The 15,558-nt window shown below is 44.2% G+C and carries 16 protein-coding genes; 5 read left to right on the top strand and 11 right to left on the bottom strand.

What is annotated here, in order from left to right; all coding sequences use genetic code 11:
* The first annotated feature begins 76 nt into the window (after positions 1 to 76).
* Entirely contained in the window at positions 77 to 2,002 is a 1,926-nt protein-coding gene (locus R7E38_RS05380) for an ATP-dependent DNA helicase RecQ (RefSeq protein WP_226083484.1), read from the top strand.
* Here the strand turns inward: R7E38_RS05380 and dinB are convergent.
* Together dinB and R7E38_RS05370 are read right to left on the bottom strand one after the other, a co-directional pair.
* The gene (gene dinB, locus R7E38_RS05375; RefSeq protein WP_025998728.1) at positions 1,999 to 3,063 is read right to left on the bottom strand and encodes a DNA polymerase IV; all 1,065 of its coding nucleotides are present in this window, start codon (positions 3,061 to 3,063) and stop codon (positions 1,999 to 2,001) included. The genes R7E38_RS05380 and dinB overlap by 4 nt on opposite strands.
* A 76-nt stretch (positions 3,064 to 3,139) precedes the next feature.
* The gene (locus tag R7E38_RS05370) at positions 3,140 to 3,373 is read right to left on the bottom strand and encodes a DUF2789 domain-containing protein (RefSeq protein ID WP_005380277.1); all 234 of its coding nucleotides are present in this window, start codon (positions 3,371 to 3,373) and stop codon (positions 3,140 to 3,142) included.
* A gap of 187 nt (positions 3,374 to 3,560) precedes the next feature.
* Between R7E38_RS05370 and R7E38_RS05365 the strand changes: the two genes are divergently transcribed.
* Complete coding sequence (locus R7E38_RS05365) at positions 3,561 to 4,778, top strand: response regulator (protein WP_226083485.1); 1,218 nt, start codon at positions 3,561 to 3,563, stop codon at positions 4,776 to 4,778.
* Positions 4,779 to 4,936: 158 nt separating this feature from the next.
* Here the strand turns inward: R7E38_RS05365 and nqrM are convergent, their stop codons facing one another.
* The 9 genes from nqrM to bolA form a co-directional block, all read right to left on the bottom strand.
* Positions 4,937 to 5,170: a (Na+)-NQR maturation NqrM gene (gene nqrM / locus R7E38_RS05360; RefSeq protein ID WP_005380273.1), complete on the bottom strand. Its 234-nt coding sequence runs from the start codon at positions 5,168 to 5,170 to the stop codon at positions 4,937 to 4,939.
* A 22-nt stretch (positions 5,171 to 5,192) separates the two neighbouring features.
* On the bottom strand, positions 5,193 to 6,197 hold the full coding sequence (locus R7E38_RS05355) for an FAD:protein FMN transferase (RefSeq protein WP_005380272.1): 1,005 nt from the start codon (positions 6,195 to 6,197) through the stop codon (positions 5,193 to 5,195).
* Positions 6,198 to 6,352: 155 nt separating this feature from the next.
* The gene (gene nqrF / locus R7E38_RS05350) at positions 6,353 to 7,576 is read right to left on the bottom strand and encodes an NADH:ubiquinone reductase (Na(+)-transporting) subunit F (RefSeq protein WP_005380271.1); all 1,224 of its coding nucleotides are present in this window, start codon (positions 7,574 to 7,576) and stop codon (positions 6,353 to 6,355) included.
* 33 nt (positions 7,577 to 7,609) lie between these two features.
* The gene (nqrE, locus tag R7E38_RS05345) at positions 7,610 to 8,206 is read right to left on the bottom strand and encodes an NADH:ubiquinone reductase (Na(+)-transporting) subunit E (protein WP_005380270.1); all 597 of its coding nucleotides are present in this window, start codon (positions 8,204 to 8,206) and stop codon (positions 7,610 to 7,612) included.
* Between the two features lie 7 nt (positions 8,207 to 8,213).
* Positions 8,214 to 8,846 carry an NADH:ubiquinone reductase (Na(+)-transporting) subunit D gene (locus tag R7E38_RS05340; RefSeq protein WP_005380269.1) on the bottom strand — a complete coding sequence of 211 codons (633 nt, stop codon included), beginning with the start codon at positions 8,844 to 8,846 and terminating at the stop codon, positions 8,214 to 8,216.
* Complete coding sequence (locus tag R7E38_RS05335) at positions 8,846 to 9,616, bottom strand: Na(+)-translocating NADH-quinone reductase subunit C (RefSeq protein ID WP_005380267.1); 771 nt, start codon at positions 9,614 to 9,616, stop codon at positions 8,846 to 8,848. Before R7E38_RS05335 ends, R7E38_RS05340 begins: the two co-directional genes overlap by 1 nt.
* Entirely contained in the window at positions 9,606 to 10,850 is a 1,245-nt protein-coding gene (locus R7E38_RS05330) for an NADH:ubiquinone reductase (Na(+)-transporting) subunit B (protein ID WP_005380265.1), read from the bottom strand. The genes R7E38_RS05335 and R7E38_RS05330 overlap by 11 nt, the downstream gene beginning before the upstream one ends.
* A gap of 5 nt (positions 10,851 to 10,855) precedes the next feature.
* On the bottom strand, positions 10,856 to 12,196 hold the full coding sequence (locus R7E38_RS05325) for a Na(+)-translocating NADH-quinone reductase subunit A (RefSeq protein ID WP_005380264.1): 1,341 nt from the start codon (positions 12,194 to 12,196) through the stop codon (positions 10,856 to 10,858).
* 474 nt (positions 12,197 to 12,670) lie between these two features.
* Positions 12,671 to 12,979, bottom strand: a complete 309-nt coding sequence (gene bolA / locus R7E38_RS05320; protein WP_005380262.1) for a transcriptional regulator BolA — start codon at positions 12,977 to 12,979, stop codon at positions 12,671 to 12,673.
* A 243-nt stretch (positions 12,980 to 13,222) separates the two neighbouring features.
* Between bolA and R7E38_RS05315 the strand changes: the two genes are divergently transcribed.
* From R7E38_RS05315 to R7E38_RS05305, 3 genes are read left to right on the top strand one after another with little or no spacing between them, the layout of a single operon-like run.
* Positions 13,223 to 14,377: a methyltransferase gene (locus R7E38_RS05315; protein ID WP_005385302.1), complete on the top strand. Its 1,155-nt coding sequence runs from the start codon at positions 13,223 to 13,225 to the stop codon at positions 14,375 to 14,377.
* A 32-nt stretch (positions 14,378 to 14,409) separates the two neighbouring features.
* Positions 14,410 to 14,979, top strand: a complete 570-nt coding sequence (locus tag R7E38_RS05310; RefSeq protein WP_005380259.1) for a YajG family lipoprotein — start codon at positions 14,410 to 14,412, stop codon at positions 14,977 to 14,979.
* The gene (locus R7E38_RS05305; protein WP_005380258.1) at positions 14,979 to 15,524 is read left to right on the top strand and encodes a peptidylprolyl isomerase; all 546 of its coding nucleotides are present in this window, start codon (positions 14,979 to 14,981) and stop codon (positions 15,522 to 15,524) included. Before R7E38_RS05310 ends, R7E38_RS05305 begins: the two co-directional genes overlap by 1 nt.
* The last annotated feature ends 34 nt before the right edge of the window (positions 15,525 to 15,558 follow it).

The following is a 15,558-nucleotide window of genomic DNA, read 5'->3' as shown; positions in this document are numbered from 1 at the left end:
ACTTTTAGGACGCGCGTTTAGTATTCGGGGTGTGTTAATGTAGCCAAGTTTACCATCAAAGAAAGGTTTCCCTATTATGCAAAGTGACTCGCTGCATCAAACACTTCAATCTGTATTTGGTTTTGACTCATTACGCCAAGGTCAGCAACCCGTTATTGAAGCCGTTATGAATGGTTACTCTGCTGCGGCAATCTTTCCTACAGGCTCGGGGAAGTCACTCTGTTATCAACTACCTGCAACCATATTACCCAACCTTACGTTGGTGATCTCTCCGTTGTTGGCGTTAATGAAGGATCAACTGAGCTTTTTACAAAGTAAAGGAATCGCGGCCGCTTCTATCGATAGCAGTCAAAGTAGAGAAGAAGCACAACAGGTCATGGCTGGCGTGAAGAATGGACAAATCAAAATCTTGATGATTTCTGTTGAGCGACTAAAAAATGAGCGTTTTCGTGAATTCATTCGCCAAGTACCGATTTCTTTGATGGTCATTGATGAAGCGCACTGTATTTCCGAATGGGGGCATAACTTTCGTCCAGATTATCTCAAACTACCGCAATATCAACGTGAACTGAACATCCCACAGTCTTTACTTCTCACCGCAACGGCAACGCCTGCAGTTATTGAAGACATGCAAAAAAAGTTCGATATTGCCAGTGAACATATTACCGTTACAGGCTTCTACCGCCCCAATCTGGATATATCGGTGATCCCGTGTGAGGAAACAAAGAAACAAGAACAGCTCAGTGAGATCATCGCCTCTTCACCTAAGCTTCCGACCATCATATACGTGACGCAACAGCAAACAGCAGAACGAGTAGCAAAGTCATTAATCCATATTGGCATTAACGCTCACGCATACCACGCTGGCATGAAAAGCGACGTTCGTGCACAAATCCAACAGCAGTTCATGGATGGCCAAATTGACTGTATTGTTGCAACGATTGCATTTGGTATGGGGGTCGATAAATCTGATATTCGACGCGTCATTCACTTCGACTTACCCAAATCAATCGAGAACTACGCACAAGAGATTGGACGTGCAGGCAGGGACGGGCAACGCTCTGAGTGCATTCTGCTAGGCAATACGTCCGGCTTAACGGTGTTGGAGAATTTTGTCTATGGTGACACACCAGAATTTGCGTCAATTAACTATGTAGTCGAGCAAGCGAAAGAACATGCTCCACAATGGGAGGTAGTGCCACTGCGTTTGTCGCGTGAAAGTAATATCCGCCAATTGCCACTCAAAACCTTGTTGGTTTATTTGGAGCTACATAACGTCATTGAAGCAAAGTACAGTTACTTTGCAGAATATCGGTTTAAGTTTTTGCACGATCAGCAATTTATTGTGAATCAATTTCAAGGCGAGCGACGTCAATTTGTGGAGGCTATTTTTTCCTGCTCACAAAAAGCCAAAGTGTGGTGCCACGTTGATCTAGAAGCGCTATGGATGAACTATCAATCGGAACGCAGCCGAGTTGTCGCAGCGCTCGACTATTTTCACCAGAACGGCTGGATAGAACTAGAGAGCAAACAACTGACGGACGTGTACTCAGTTATGCCAACCAAACAGAGCTCGGATGTTTTAATCCAACAACTGTCTGAACTGTTCCAATCCAAAGAAAGCAAAGATATCGAAAGAATCCACACCATGCTGCACTTGTTCCAGTCCGAGCACTGTTTGAGCTCACAATTGGCGAACTACTTTGCGGATCACGATGCACCAAAGCAATGTGGTCACTGCTCCGTGTGTCGTGGTCACGTCGCCACATTCACAGCACCAGAACCTGAAGATATTGAACAATCTCAAGTATCGATATGGGCGCAGGAGTTTATTCAGCTTTCCCCATCGGCCATCAGTAATGATGCCGTTGCTCGCTTCTTGTGCGGAATCAGCACTCCTTTGATTAGCCAGCTAAAAGCCTCAAAGCTAGCAGGTTATGGTGCAATGGCAAACGTAAGTTTTGAGCAGGTATTAACGCAGGTAGAAACGGTAAGGGCCTAAAAAAAGCTCAATTGACGCGCTTGGTCTTCGGGCTTGAGCATCACGTTTAAGCCTAAAAGGCGAATTTCCCGTCCATTTTGGCGTTTAAGAATATCTCTTAGCAAGATCTTGAAGTCCTCAAGCTCTAATTGCGGATGGATGTGCTCAATTGTTGTCAGTTGAAAATCGGCAAATTTGACTTTAATACCTTGTTTAATAATCGACTTATCTGGGCTTGCACGCTCTAAACGTTTCTCGAGTTCAGGATAAAGTTTCTCCTCAATCACTTGCCAACATTCACCATAGGTTGCGATGTTCTGGCTGAATGTCCTTTCCACACCGACGGACTTTCTCTCGCGCTCAACAACGACTTCTCGATTATCAATTCCATGGCTTCGCTGCCATAAGGAGGCACCCTGACGACCAAACTGCCTCAACAACTCTCGATAGTCACTGTTTTTAATGTCCTCACATCGATAAAAACCGGCTTGGTGGAGCTTCTCAAGACTCACCTTCCCCACGCCAGGAATATTCTCTAACGGAAGACTATCGATAACCTCTTGGACTTTCTCTGGCGGAATCACAAACTGACCGTTGGGCTTGTTCATGTCTGACGCGACCTTGGCAAGAAACTTAATCGGAGCAATGCCCGCCGATGCCGTCAACCCAAGTTCACTCCAGATATCACGGCGAATTGACTCTGCGATCAACGTTGCGGAGCCACGGCAAGCTGTCGAGTCCGTGACATCGAGGTATGCTTCATCCAATGAGAGAGGTTCAATGATAGGCGTATAACGCTCAAAAATAGCACGAATCTGCTGAGAGACTTGCTTATATACATGCATTCTACCGGGCACAACCAACAAATGAGGACAGAGTTGCAGCGCGCGCGCCGTTGACATTGCACTGCGAACACCATATTTACGCGCATCATAATTACAGGTGCTAATCACTCCACGCTGCTTTTCATGTCCGCCAACAGCGAGTGCAATGCCACGGTAACTGGGGTTATCTCTCATCTCTACGGCAGCATAAAAACAATCCATATCGACATGAATAATTTTTCTAATTCGATCTGACATAGCCATCAAAGTACTGTTCAAAAAAACAGTATAAATCAAATCTACCTGAAGAGAAATGGGCGTGTTTAAACGAACGTCAATCTCGAAGCATTACGTCCAATTGATCGACCAATTCGGCCCAATCTGCATCTTCTTCGATGGCTTGTTTTAGAAAGTTCGCCTGTGACATCGTCCAAAAGCTAGCTTCATGTAAAGGCGCAGAATCTCTTTTGTGTCGATGTTGATTAATAAAATCTTTCATTTCTTGAGGAGAGCTACCGAGGCCCAGTTGTTGAAATAGCTCAGCCATACCATGTTGATGCATTTCCATACTACTTTCTCCCTACGTTAGCTAAACATAATTATATAACTAAGACAGGAATAATGATGTGATGTTAACGGATGCGTGTCAAACATTTGAGTAGTTGTTCTACTTTTGGTTGACATGTGTTTTTTGATGGCGATAAGTTTAATTTTAGTTATCATTGATTTTAAACAATTAATTTTGGGGACTGCGCTTGAGTAATAAGATTCTGGTTGTTGAAGATAGTCGTGCATTTAAAAACTTTCTTTGCCAAACAATAAGCCAAGCTGGTTATGAGGTCATCGCAGCGGAAAGCTACGCGGAGGCAAAGAACTTGTTATCTTCAGCACAGGACCTCTTCTGTGCGGTTTTAGACTATTGTTTACCGGATGCTCAAGATGGCGAGATTATTGATCTCGTTTTGGAACATGGTCATCGTGTCATTGTTTTAACGGCTCGATTTCAAGAAGACACTCGCGAAAAGATGCTTGCAAAAGGTGTCCTCGACTATATTTTGAAAGACAACATGGCGTCCGTTTCCTATCTATTACCACTCCTCAAGCGACTAACCAACAATCAACAACACAAATGCTTAGTCGTTGATGATTCTCACACCGTAAGAAGACACATCGCCCAACTTTTGGAACATCAATATATTCAAACGTTGGAAGCTGACAATGGGCAAAAAGCCCTAGAGCTTGTCGAGCAAAATCCAGATATCACTCTCGTTTTAACCGACCATGACATGCCCGTTAAAGATGGCATTACTATGGTGCGTGAATTACGTCGGAAGTGGGATAAAAATCAATTAGCCATTCTCGGCTTGTCGGGTAGTAACTCTAAGACCATGACGGCTAGGTTTCTAAAAGCAGGGGCCAATGACTTTTTATACAAGCCATTTAATCAAGAAGAATTTTTTTGCCGTATTCACCAACTGTTAGATATCAAAGACGCAACATCTGAACTGTTTAAAATGGCAAATCAAGATGCGCTAACGGGCTTATGGAACCGCCGCTTTCTGTTTGAGCAGCCCCATGTAGAAAACGCTCAAAGAAACATCGCGATGCTTGATATCGATTTCTTTAAGCAAGTAAATGATACACACGGACATGAGGGCGGCGATGCAGTGCTAGTCATGATAGCGAATATTCTAAAAATCTATTTTCCAAATGATATTGTCGCTAGGCTTGGTGGCGAGGAGTTTTGTATTCAAGCCAGTGGCGACTATGACGGCTTTCTAACACGCTTAGAACAAATGCGACAGCGCATAGAAAAAACGCCAATAACTTATTTGGACAAAAACATTCTTGTGACCGCGAGTATTGGTGTAAGCAACATCGTGGGGGAGCTAGAACAACAAATAAAAGCGGCGGATGAGCGACTTTACATGGCCAAAGAGAACGGACGTAACCAAATCATTGCTTCGTCCTAATGATTATCGATGTAGTCTTGCTCTATAACATGAGAGAAAGAAACAACAAAACACGGTATTAGGCTCTTTCTCGGATATCTGAGTTTTGGTTAGCTGCCTAAAAATAAAGCTCAGCAGAACGCTGAGCTTTATCACTTTCTTAGTACGATTAACCAATACTAAGCAATTCTATCTTTTTCCCACGCCGCCAATTTCTCAGCACGCGCAGCCTCGCGCGCTTCACGTTTTTTACGCGCATCGCAGGGTTCTGGACAATTACACACTTTTTCGATGCCAACTGCCCCTAGGCCACCGCAGCTACCTTTCACGACTTTCTTTTGGAAAATGTATCCGACAGCCATTGCAGTGATTACCGCGACAAACACAGCAAAGGTAATTAGAAATGTATTCATAAAAACATGCTCACTTCTGTTGTTATTTCTTCATGAATGGCTTGTATGCTTCCGAAGCCAACTCTTTAAAACCATCTTCCGTTTTCACAATCATGAAAACAGGAATATTATTTTCGTTCGCAATTGCCATGCCTTTGTCTTCACCTAGCACCATAAGACCAGTTGCAAGACCATCAGCAGTCATCGACGATTTATCTAATACCGTTACAGACACCACTTTATGATGAATTGGTTTGCCTGTTCGTGGATTAATAATATGAGAGTATCTCACACCATTACTCTCAAAGTAATTACGATAGTCACCACTTGTTGCAATTGCCATGTCGCCTGGTTCAATAATTTCTTGAATTGAACGTTCATCAACGGTCGGTTTTTCAATTGCGATACGCCAAGGCACACCTTCACGATTGACACCTTTGAGACGCATTTCACCGCCAACTTCGACCATAAAGTTCTGTACCCCTTCAGATTGAAGGTAGTCAGCAACCACGTCAACCCCCCAACCTTTCGCAATCGTCGATAGGTCGACGTACAAGTTAGGAAGATCTTTGGACAGTGTATTACCATCAACAGATAGGTGGTGAATACCGGTATTTGCTTTGCGAGCAGCGAGTTCTTCATCGGTTGGAACTACATCTGGACGAGCTTCTGGACCAAACCCCCACAGGTTAACTAGAGGGCCGACCGTCACATCCAATGCACCTAAAGTAAGACCGTTAAGGCGAATTGCTTCTTTCACTACCGTCGCAGTTTGTGTCGAAACTGTAAATGGCTCGCTCGTTTGATGCTGATTAAAACGACTTAACTCTGAGTCGTCACGATAGGTCGACATTTGGTCATTAACCTCTTCCAATAAGCGATCAATTTCTGTCTGCATCGCTTTTGGCGTTGGAATACCATCTTGCTCGATATACTTGATGTTGTAAGAAGTCCCCATGGTAGGGCCACTTAAATGAATTTGATCTGCAGGCTGCTCACAGCCAGCCAAAATCAATAGAGAAGCGAATGCAACAAGCCACTTTTTCACTTGTTAACTCCCAATGTTGTTGAATTGATATGGGAAATAGGACCAATCATTTCAATCCGATTACCTATATCAACTGTTGAATATCAGTTTTATGTCTATAAAAAATAATGGCTAGCTCTTGGAGAGCTAGCCATAGATTCAATCACTTGGAGGAATTAACCACCGAAGTCATCTAGTAGGATGTTTTCATCCTCTACACCTAGATCTTTCAGCATGCCGATTACAGCAGCGTTCATCATAGGTGGACCACACATGTAGTATTCACAGTCTTCTGGCGCTTCGTGATCACGTAGGTAGTTCTCGTAAAGAACGTTGTGAATAAAGCCAGTGTAACCATCCCAGTTATCTTCTGGAAGTGGATCAGACAGTGCACAGTGCCATACGAAGTTGTCATTCTCAGCTTGTAGCATATCGAAATCTTCTACGTAGAACATTTCACGCTTAGAACGTGCGCCGTACCAGAAAGACATCTTACGCTTAGAGTGCAGACGCTTAAGTTGGTCGAAGATGTGTGAGCGCATTGGAGCCATACCAGCACCACCACCAACGAATACCATTTCTGCATCTGTATCTTTCGCAAAGAACTCACCAAATGGACCAGAAATAGTACACTTGTCGCCTTCTTTTAGAGACCAGATGTACGAAGACATGATGCCTGGTGGTACGTCTGGGTTGTTCGGCGGCGGAGTTGCGATACGAACGTTAAGCATGATGATACCGTGCTCTTCTGGGTAGTTAGCCATAGAGTATGCACGAATGGTCTCTTCATTAACTTTAGACTCGTAACGGAAAAGGTTGAACTTCTCCCAGTCTTCACGGTATTCCTCAGGAATATCGTAGTCTGCGTATTTCACGTGGTGAGCAGGAGCTTCAATCTGGATGTAACCACCAGCACGGAAAGGTACTGATTCGCCATCTGGAATTTGTAGCTTAAGCTCTTTGATGAATGTCGCTTTGTTATCGTTAGAGATAACAGTACATTCCCACTTCTTAACGCCGAAGATTTCTTCAGGAAGCTCGATATCCATGTCAGTTTTCATTGCAACCTGACACGCTAGACGCTCACCTTCACGCGCTTCACCTTTAGTAATATGGTCAAGCTCGGTTGGTAGGATGTCGCCACCACCTGATTTAACTTTTACGCGACACTGACCACATGAGCCACCGCCACCACAAGCAGAAGATACGAATACGCCAGCACCTGCTAGAGCACTCAGTAGCTTACCACCTGGTTGTGTAACGATCGCCAGAGAAGGGTCATCGTTCACAGAAATTGTAATGTCACCTGTTGGTACAAGCTTAGACTTAGCGAAAAGAATCACTAGTACTAGTGCAAGTACGATCAGAGTAAACATCACTACACCAAGAATAATGTCCATTGACTATTCCTTAATTGTTGCGGTTTACCCGACTTACAGTTGAACACCAGAGAAAGACATAAAGCCTAACGCCATAAGACCTACAGTGATAAATGTGATACCAAGACCACGTAGACCTGGAGGTACGTCAGAGTACTTCATCTTCTCACGGATACCTGCAAGAGCAACGATTGCTAGCATCCAGCCCACACCAGAGCCGAAACCGTAAACGATCGATTCAGCAAAGTTGTAGTCACGTTGTACCATGAAAGATACACCACCGAAGATTGCACAGTTTACTGTGATCAGCGGTAGGAAGATGCCTAGCGCGTTGTACAAAGGTGGGAAGAAACGGTCTAGGACCATCTCTAGAATCTGTACAAGTGCTGCAATTACACCGATAAAGGTGATGAAGTTTAGGAAGCTAAGGTCCACGCCCTCAACTAACGCGTTCTCTCTCAGAACTAGGTTGTATACCAGGTTATTCACAGGAACAGCGATAGTCAGTACTACCACAACTGCAACACCTAGGCCGAAAGAGGTCTTAACCTTCTTAGATACGGCAAGGAAAGTACACATACCTAGGAAGAAAGACAGAGCCATGTTTTCGATGAAAATCGATTTAACTAACAGACTAATGTAATGTTCCATGACGTCCTTACTCCTTCGCTTCTACTTGTTCTGGTTTCAGAATACGGATTACCCAGATAAGGAAGCCGATTAGGAAGAATGCTGATGGTGCTAGTAGCATTAGGCCGTTAGGCTGGTACCAACCACCGTTGCTCACTAGAGGTAGAACTTCTAGACCAAATAGTTTGCCTGAGCCAAATAGCTCACGGAAGAAACCTACAGTGATAAGAACGAAGCCGTAACCTAGACCGTTACCAATACCGTCAATAAGAGATGGTACTGGCGCAGACTTCATTGCGAATGCTTCAGCACGACCCATTACGATACAGTTAGTGATAATCAGACCAACGAATACAGATAGCTGTTTAGAGATATCGTATAGGTAAGCTTTTAGCACTTGGTCTACCACGATTACTAACGATGCGATGATTGCCATCTGAACGATGATACGCACACTGTTAGGAATGTGGTTACGGATCAATGAAACAGAGAAGTTAGACAACGCAGTTACAAATGTTACCGCTAGTGTCATTACAAAAGCTGTTTCTAGTTTAGTTGTTACTGCAAGAGCAGAACATACACCAAGAACTTGTAGCGCGATTGGGTTGTTATCCAATACTGGCGCTAGAATGCTCTTTTTAACGTTTTGTGCACTAGACATTAGTTAAGTTCTCCGTCACGAACTTTTGCTAGGAAAGGACCAAAGCCCATATCACCTAACCAGAAGTCAAATGTGTGTTGAACACCATTACTAGTGAGCGTCGCTCCTGATAGGCCATCAACACCGTGCTCAGAACCTTGCGGTGCGCCGCCTTTCACGACCTTAATCGCTGGCTGGTGATCTTCATTGTACAATTTCTTGCCAATGAATTGATCGCGCCATGAAGGGTTCTCTACTTCACCACCAAGTCCAGGAGTTTCACCTTGCTCGTAGTAAGTAATAGCAGACACAGTGTTACCATCAGTTTCAACGGCTACAAAGGCATACATCATCGACCATAGTCCTTTACCGTGCATAGGCAGGATAACTTTTTGGACTTCATCTTGATCTTTTACAAGGTACACCACTGCTGTATTCGCGCGACGACGGATATCAGCTACGTCTTCTTCTGGTGTCAATGCGATTGAACGTTCTGCATCTTTTGATGCTTCACGTTGATCGTACGTAGATGCATTACCCTCAGTAAAGTTACCTGTTTCAAGGTCTACTAGACGAGGTTCGATGTACTCAGCAAATAGCTCTGGTACTTTCTTACCGTTTGCGTCAATGCCTGCAACTTCAACGATCTTTGATTGCTTATCTAGGACAGCGTTAGCTTTTTGCTTATCACGCAGACCTACTGCTGCTGTTGATACGATGATTGAACAAACAAGGCTCAACCCGATAACAACACCAAGCGTCTTTTTAATGCTGTCGTTATTACTTGCCATAGCGTGCTAGTCTCCGCTTGATGTTCTTCTCAATCACTACATGGTCGAACAGAGGTGCGAATAGGTTCGCGAATAGAATCGCCAGCATCATACCTTCTGGGTACGCTGGGTTAACTACACGGATCATCACACACATTGCACCAATCAGGATGCCGTACCACCATTTACCTTTGCTAGTAAATGACGCTGATACTGGGTCCGTTGCCATGAAGAACATACCGAATGCAAAACCACCTAGAACTAGGTGCCAGTGCCATGGCATATTAAACATTGGATTAGTGTCAGAACCGATCACGTTAAACAGAGTCGATACTGCGATCATACCGATCATCACACCCGCAATGATGCGCCATGAAGCGATTCGCATGTAAACGATCATCGCTGCACCGATCATTAGAGCTAGAGTCGATACTTCACCAATAGAGCCAGGGATGTTACCGATGAACGCGTCCATCCAAGTGATAGGAGCGCCAGTTACTGTGTTAACTAGAGCACCGTTACCACCTTGAGCCCATTGGCTAAGAGCAGTTGCACCAGAGAAGCCGTCAGCTGCAGTCCATACTACGTCACCCGAAATTTGTGCTGGGTAAGCGAAGAATAGAAATGCACGACCTGCAAGTGCAGGGTTAAGGAAGTTACGACCTGTACCACCGAAGATCTCTTTTGCTACAACAACACCAAATGTGATACCTAGTGCCGCTTGCCATAGAGGTAGCGTTGGTGGAACGATAAGTGCGAATAAGATAGAAGTTACAAAGAAACCTTCGTTAACTTCGTGTTTACGCACCATACAGAACAACACTTCCCAGAAGCCACCAACAATAAATACTGTTGCGTAGATTGGCAGGAAGTAAGTCGCACCTAGTAGCATCTTACTGCCAACACCCGCTTCCGCACCGATAGTGCCGCCAAGCATTTCTGTTAGCCAGTAGTGCCAGTTACCTGCGATAACTGTCGCTAGTTGGTCACCAGCGTACATGTGGTTAAGTGCTGCAATAGCTTGGCCACCTGCGTTGTACATACCCCAGAACATTGCTGGGAATACCGCAAACCAAACCATGATCATGATACGTTTTAGGTCAACGCTATCACGAACGTGCGAGCTTTTATTTGTTACAATACCTGGGGTGTAAAAAACTGTTGCTACAGCTTCGTACAGGGCAAACCATTTTTCGTGTTTGCCACCAGGCTCAAAATGATGCTCGATGTCTTCAAGAAACTTTTTAAGAGCCATGAAAATTACCCTTCCTTCTCGATAGTATCTAGGCATTCACGAAGTAACGTACCGTACTCGTACTTACCTGGACATACAAAGGTACACAATGCTAGATCTTCTTCATCCAGTTCAAGCGCACCCAGTGCTTGAGCACTGTCTGTGTCGCCGGCACATAGATCACGAAGCAGCAAAGTAGGCTCCATATCTAGAGGCATTACGCGTTCGTAGTTGCCAATTGGAACCATTGAACGATCACTACCATTGGTCGTCGTTGTCATATTGAACAACTGACCTTTGAATACGTGACCAAGGAAAGAGCGAGTTACCGAGAACTTATTCTTACCAGGCATTGCCCAGCCAAATAGTTCTTTTTCACGGCCTTCACGTAATACAGAAACCTGTTGATGGTAACGGCCAAGGTATGCGTGTGGACCAGTTGCATGTGTACCTGTTAGTACTGAACCAGAGATCACACGAACTTCGCCAGGCATCAGCTCGTTATCTGTTAGGTCATCTAAGCTTGCACCCATTACGGTACGAACTAGACGAGGGTTATTCACAACTGGGCCAGCTAGAGACACAACACGATCTGTGCATAGCTCACCAGTTAGGAACAGCTTACCGAACGCGATAACGTCTTGGTAGTTGATGCTCCATGCCACATTCTCTGCATTTACTGGGTATAGGAAATGCATGTGGGTGCCAGCAAGACCTGCTGGGTGAGGGCCATCGAAGACGTGTTCTTCTACGTTAGACTGTGAAGAGCGTGGCAAGCTAGTGCCAGATTTACATACGTAAACCTTGCCTTCTGTCAGGGCTGAAAGAATGTCTAGACCAGCAATGAATGCTTCTTGTTGCTCATTAATGATCAACTCAGGCTTAGCTGCTAGTGGATTAGTATCCATTGCAGTTACGAAAATAGCCTTAGTAGAAGACTCGATTGCAGGAACCTTGCTGAACGGACGAGTACGTAAAGCGGTCCATAAGCCAGAGTCAACCAACTGAGTCTTGATCACTTCACGATCTAGACCTGAAAGTTGAGCGGCTTCGAACTTATCAAATGTCACCTGCTCTTCACCTGCCACTTCAATCACTACAGATTGAAGGACACGTTTAGCGCCACGGTTAACTTCGATCACTTTACCGGCTGCTGGTGCAGTAAATTTCACGCCTGGGTTCTTTTTATCTTCAAAAAGAACTTGCGCTTTTTTCACTTCATCACCAACGCGGACATGCATGGTAGGTCGCATGCCAACGTACTCTTCGCCAAGCAAGGCGACTTTTTTGATGGTCTTACCATCATTAATCACCTGGGATGGAGTTCCTGCGATAGGAAGATCCAAGCCCTTCTTTATTGTAATCATACGCACTTGCACTACTTTTATCGGGAAAAAGATTCTTTTGATTGCGTAACTTTTAGACACGACATCAGTGTCCGGTTTTGATGTTGTTTTAAACATCAAAATCGCAACATCCTATTAAAAATCTCATCACAAGGAATACGCGAGATTTATCAGGTGCCGTAGTCTAGCATTTTTTAGGAACTTGATGCCATGATCAATCATTAGAATAGAGGGGTTATTTCGGTAGAATCAGGTCTAAAAGGTCAAAGAATAGTCATAACTTTGACCCATCGCACAAATGCCATATTCCATACATATCTTATGGAAAAGTGATATTCATCGCCTGAAATATTCTGCAATTTCCATTCATTTGTTGAAACACTGTTAACACATTTTTTAACCAGAATTTGTTCCACGTTAACGTCCCTTAAGAATGTAAAACGAAAAAAGATGGCCTTAAGCCACCTTTTCTCTGCACCTTTATATCTTGCGTTTTTAGTGACCACCACCCATACACATCGGGCTATCAGGGGCGCCATCTTGTTCACGCTTCCACTCTTCATCAGTGTATGTATGAATAGCTAATGCATGAATGTGGTTGTCCAGTTCATCTGCCAAAATTTGATGAACTTGACGATGGCGCCCAATCAAACGCTGTCCCGCGAACGAATCACTCACAACAATCACTTTGAAATGACTCTCTGAGCCTGGTGGCACATTATGCATGTAGCTCTCATTAATGACTTTGAGATAGCTGGGTTGCAGCTCACTGTGTAGTTTCTTCTCTATGATTTCTTGGATCATATTCGTTCCTCATTGATGCGAATTCCATAAGTATATACCTAAGTAAAGCAGACATGCATCACTCAAACGTCACTCTCATTATTGACGCACTTTGTAGACATATTGTCTCAAGGCGCTCGACTCCATGAACATGCCTAGAGAGCAGCCATCACTGAACTCGTAAAATTTGACAGCTTTTTGTATCTCGACACGTCATCATTTGCGACAATAACACTTAATTTCTAAATCAACTTACATTTAGCTATGAAAACCGAACTGAACCTTCACGAGCGAAGCTTAACACTTCATCGTTTCCCAAAACGTAGTAACGAAACGCTACAAGCGTGGGATGCCGGTGATGAGTATCTTATTAATCATGTTGAAGAGCTTGCTTTGCCAGACAATCAAAACATCCTCGTGATTAATGACAGCTTTGGTGCCCTCTCCTGCTGGTTTTCGGAAAAGCACCATGTAACGCTAATGAGTGATTCATTCATCTCACATAAAGGTGCACAGCAAAATCTCGAGCAAAACCAGTGCAATAAAGTAGCGTTTGCCACCACGATGGACCTCGTTCCTGCCAATATTGATCTCGTCTTGCTGCAACTGCCCAAAAGTAACCGCCATCTAGTGTGGATACTAAGCCAATTAAGAAAGGCGCTACCGGCTTCCTGCCCCGTCATTGCAGTCAATAAAGCGAAAGACATTCATACTTCGACGCTAAAACTGTTTGAAAAATACTTAGGCGAAACAAAAACATCTTTGGCCTGGAAAAAGCACAGATTGGTGTTTTCTCAAGCAACAGTTGAGCCTCCGATTGAAGTAATGCCTTTCACGACTTGGCGCGTTGATGGCGAAGATATCGAACTCAAGAACATGCCAAATGTCTATTCAGGAGAAAGTTTAGATTTAGGTGCACGCTTTATGCTGCAGCACCTGCCTCAAGACCCTTCGATAGACAATGTCATCGACCTCGGCTGCGGCAATGGTGTTCTGTCTGTTAAATTTGGTCAGTTGAATCCAAATGCTCGGCTAACATGTGTTGATGAAAGTTTTATGGCGCTTGAATCAGCAAAACAGAACCTACGCGACAACCTTGGTGAAAATAGAGACATACAGTGCATAGCGAACAATTGCTTGGACGGTTTTAAACACAGCAGCAGCTCTATGGTTATGTGTAATCCACCGTTTCATCAACAACAGGCAATCACCGATCATATTGCTTGGCAAATGTTCTGCGATGCTAAACAAGTATTAAGTGAAAATGGCCGTTTACTGGTTATCGGAAATCGTCACCTCGGGTACGACGCAAAACTCAAGCGTCTGTTTGGCGATAAAAATGTGAAACTTATCGCTTCCAACAATAAGTTTGTGATTTTACAGGCTACAAAAAATCCTGCTAAATTAAGCGCAAAATAAGCTTTAGCAAAATAGTTAAAAGGAATAATAAAATGAGAAAATTGGTACTTGCGGCTTCGGTTGCGTTGCTTGCTGCGTGTTCAGCCCCTCAACAACCTCAGCTGAACCTGATGCCAGAAAGCACATTGAGCACCAATCCAATTGTTCAAGGCAAGACTTACAGTTTGACCAGCAAAGATGTACGTGCAGCGCAGTACGTGGCGTTGGTGGATAACGGCCGTTCGAACATTCTTCCTCTTCATGCTAAACAGAATTTACGTATTGCGTTAGAAGAAGCATTAGAGAAGCAATTCTCATCTCAAGGTTTCCATGCGGATCTAAACAGCAACAACGCGATTGAATTGAGCGTTCAAGAAGCGTTGGTCAACGTGAAGCATTCGGTGATGGAAAATGAGATGGATGCTAAAGTTGTGCTGGAAATCACAGCAGAGACACCTGAGGGCAAGCTAGTCAAAACTTATACAGGTACAGCAAAGCGATCTGGCACATTGAGTGCTTCTGATGCCGATATTGAAGAGACATTGAATGATGTGGTGACATTGACGCTTAAAGAGATTGCCAATGACCCTGAGCTTCGTCAATACATGCAGGAGCGTTTCTAATGTTACGCAAAGCGATTCTGTCCTTAGCACTACTCAGCTGCAGCGTTTGGGCTGGACCAAAAGTAGCGTTTGAAACGACACTTGGTTCATTTACGGTTGAGTTAAACGAAGAGAAAGCACCTATCACTGTCGCTAATTTTCTAAAATATGTAGAAGATGGGAGCTACGAGGGTACTATTTTTCATCGTATTATCCCAGGCTTCATGGCACAAGGTGGCGGCTTTAACCAAGATATGCAGATGGTGAAAACATACGCGCCAATCAAAAACGAAGGAAATAATGGTCTAAACAATGACCGTGCTACCATCGCCATGGCACGAACCAATGCACCAAACTCTGCAACTCGTCAGTTTTTCGTCAACTTAGTCGACAATGACTTTCTCAACTATGGCGCTCGACCACCAGGTTATGCTGTATTTGGTGAGGTTACTGAGGGGTTCGACGTTATCCAGAAAATGGCTCAGCAGCCGACCACGACGGTAGGCCGAATGCGTGATGTACCAGAGACGCAAATCGTCATCACCAAAGCTACACTACTTAAATAGCCAAAACGATAAGCCCTTTGAATAATCGAAGGGC

It is taken from the genome of Vibrio sp. Vb2131, assembly GCF_033338535.1.
Classification (GTDB): Bacteria; Pseudomonadota; Gammaproteobacteria; order Enterobacterales; family Vibrionaceae; genus Vibrio; species Vibrio alginolyticus.
Note: the sequence above shows the minus strand (reverse complement) of the source record. Positions and strands in the feature narration are given on the sequence as shown.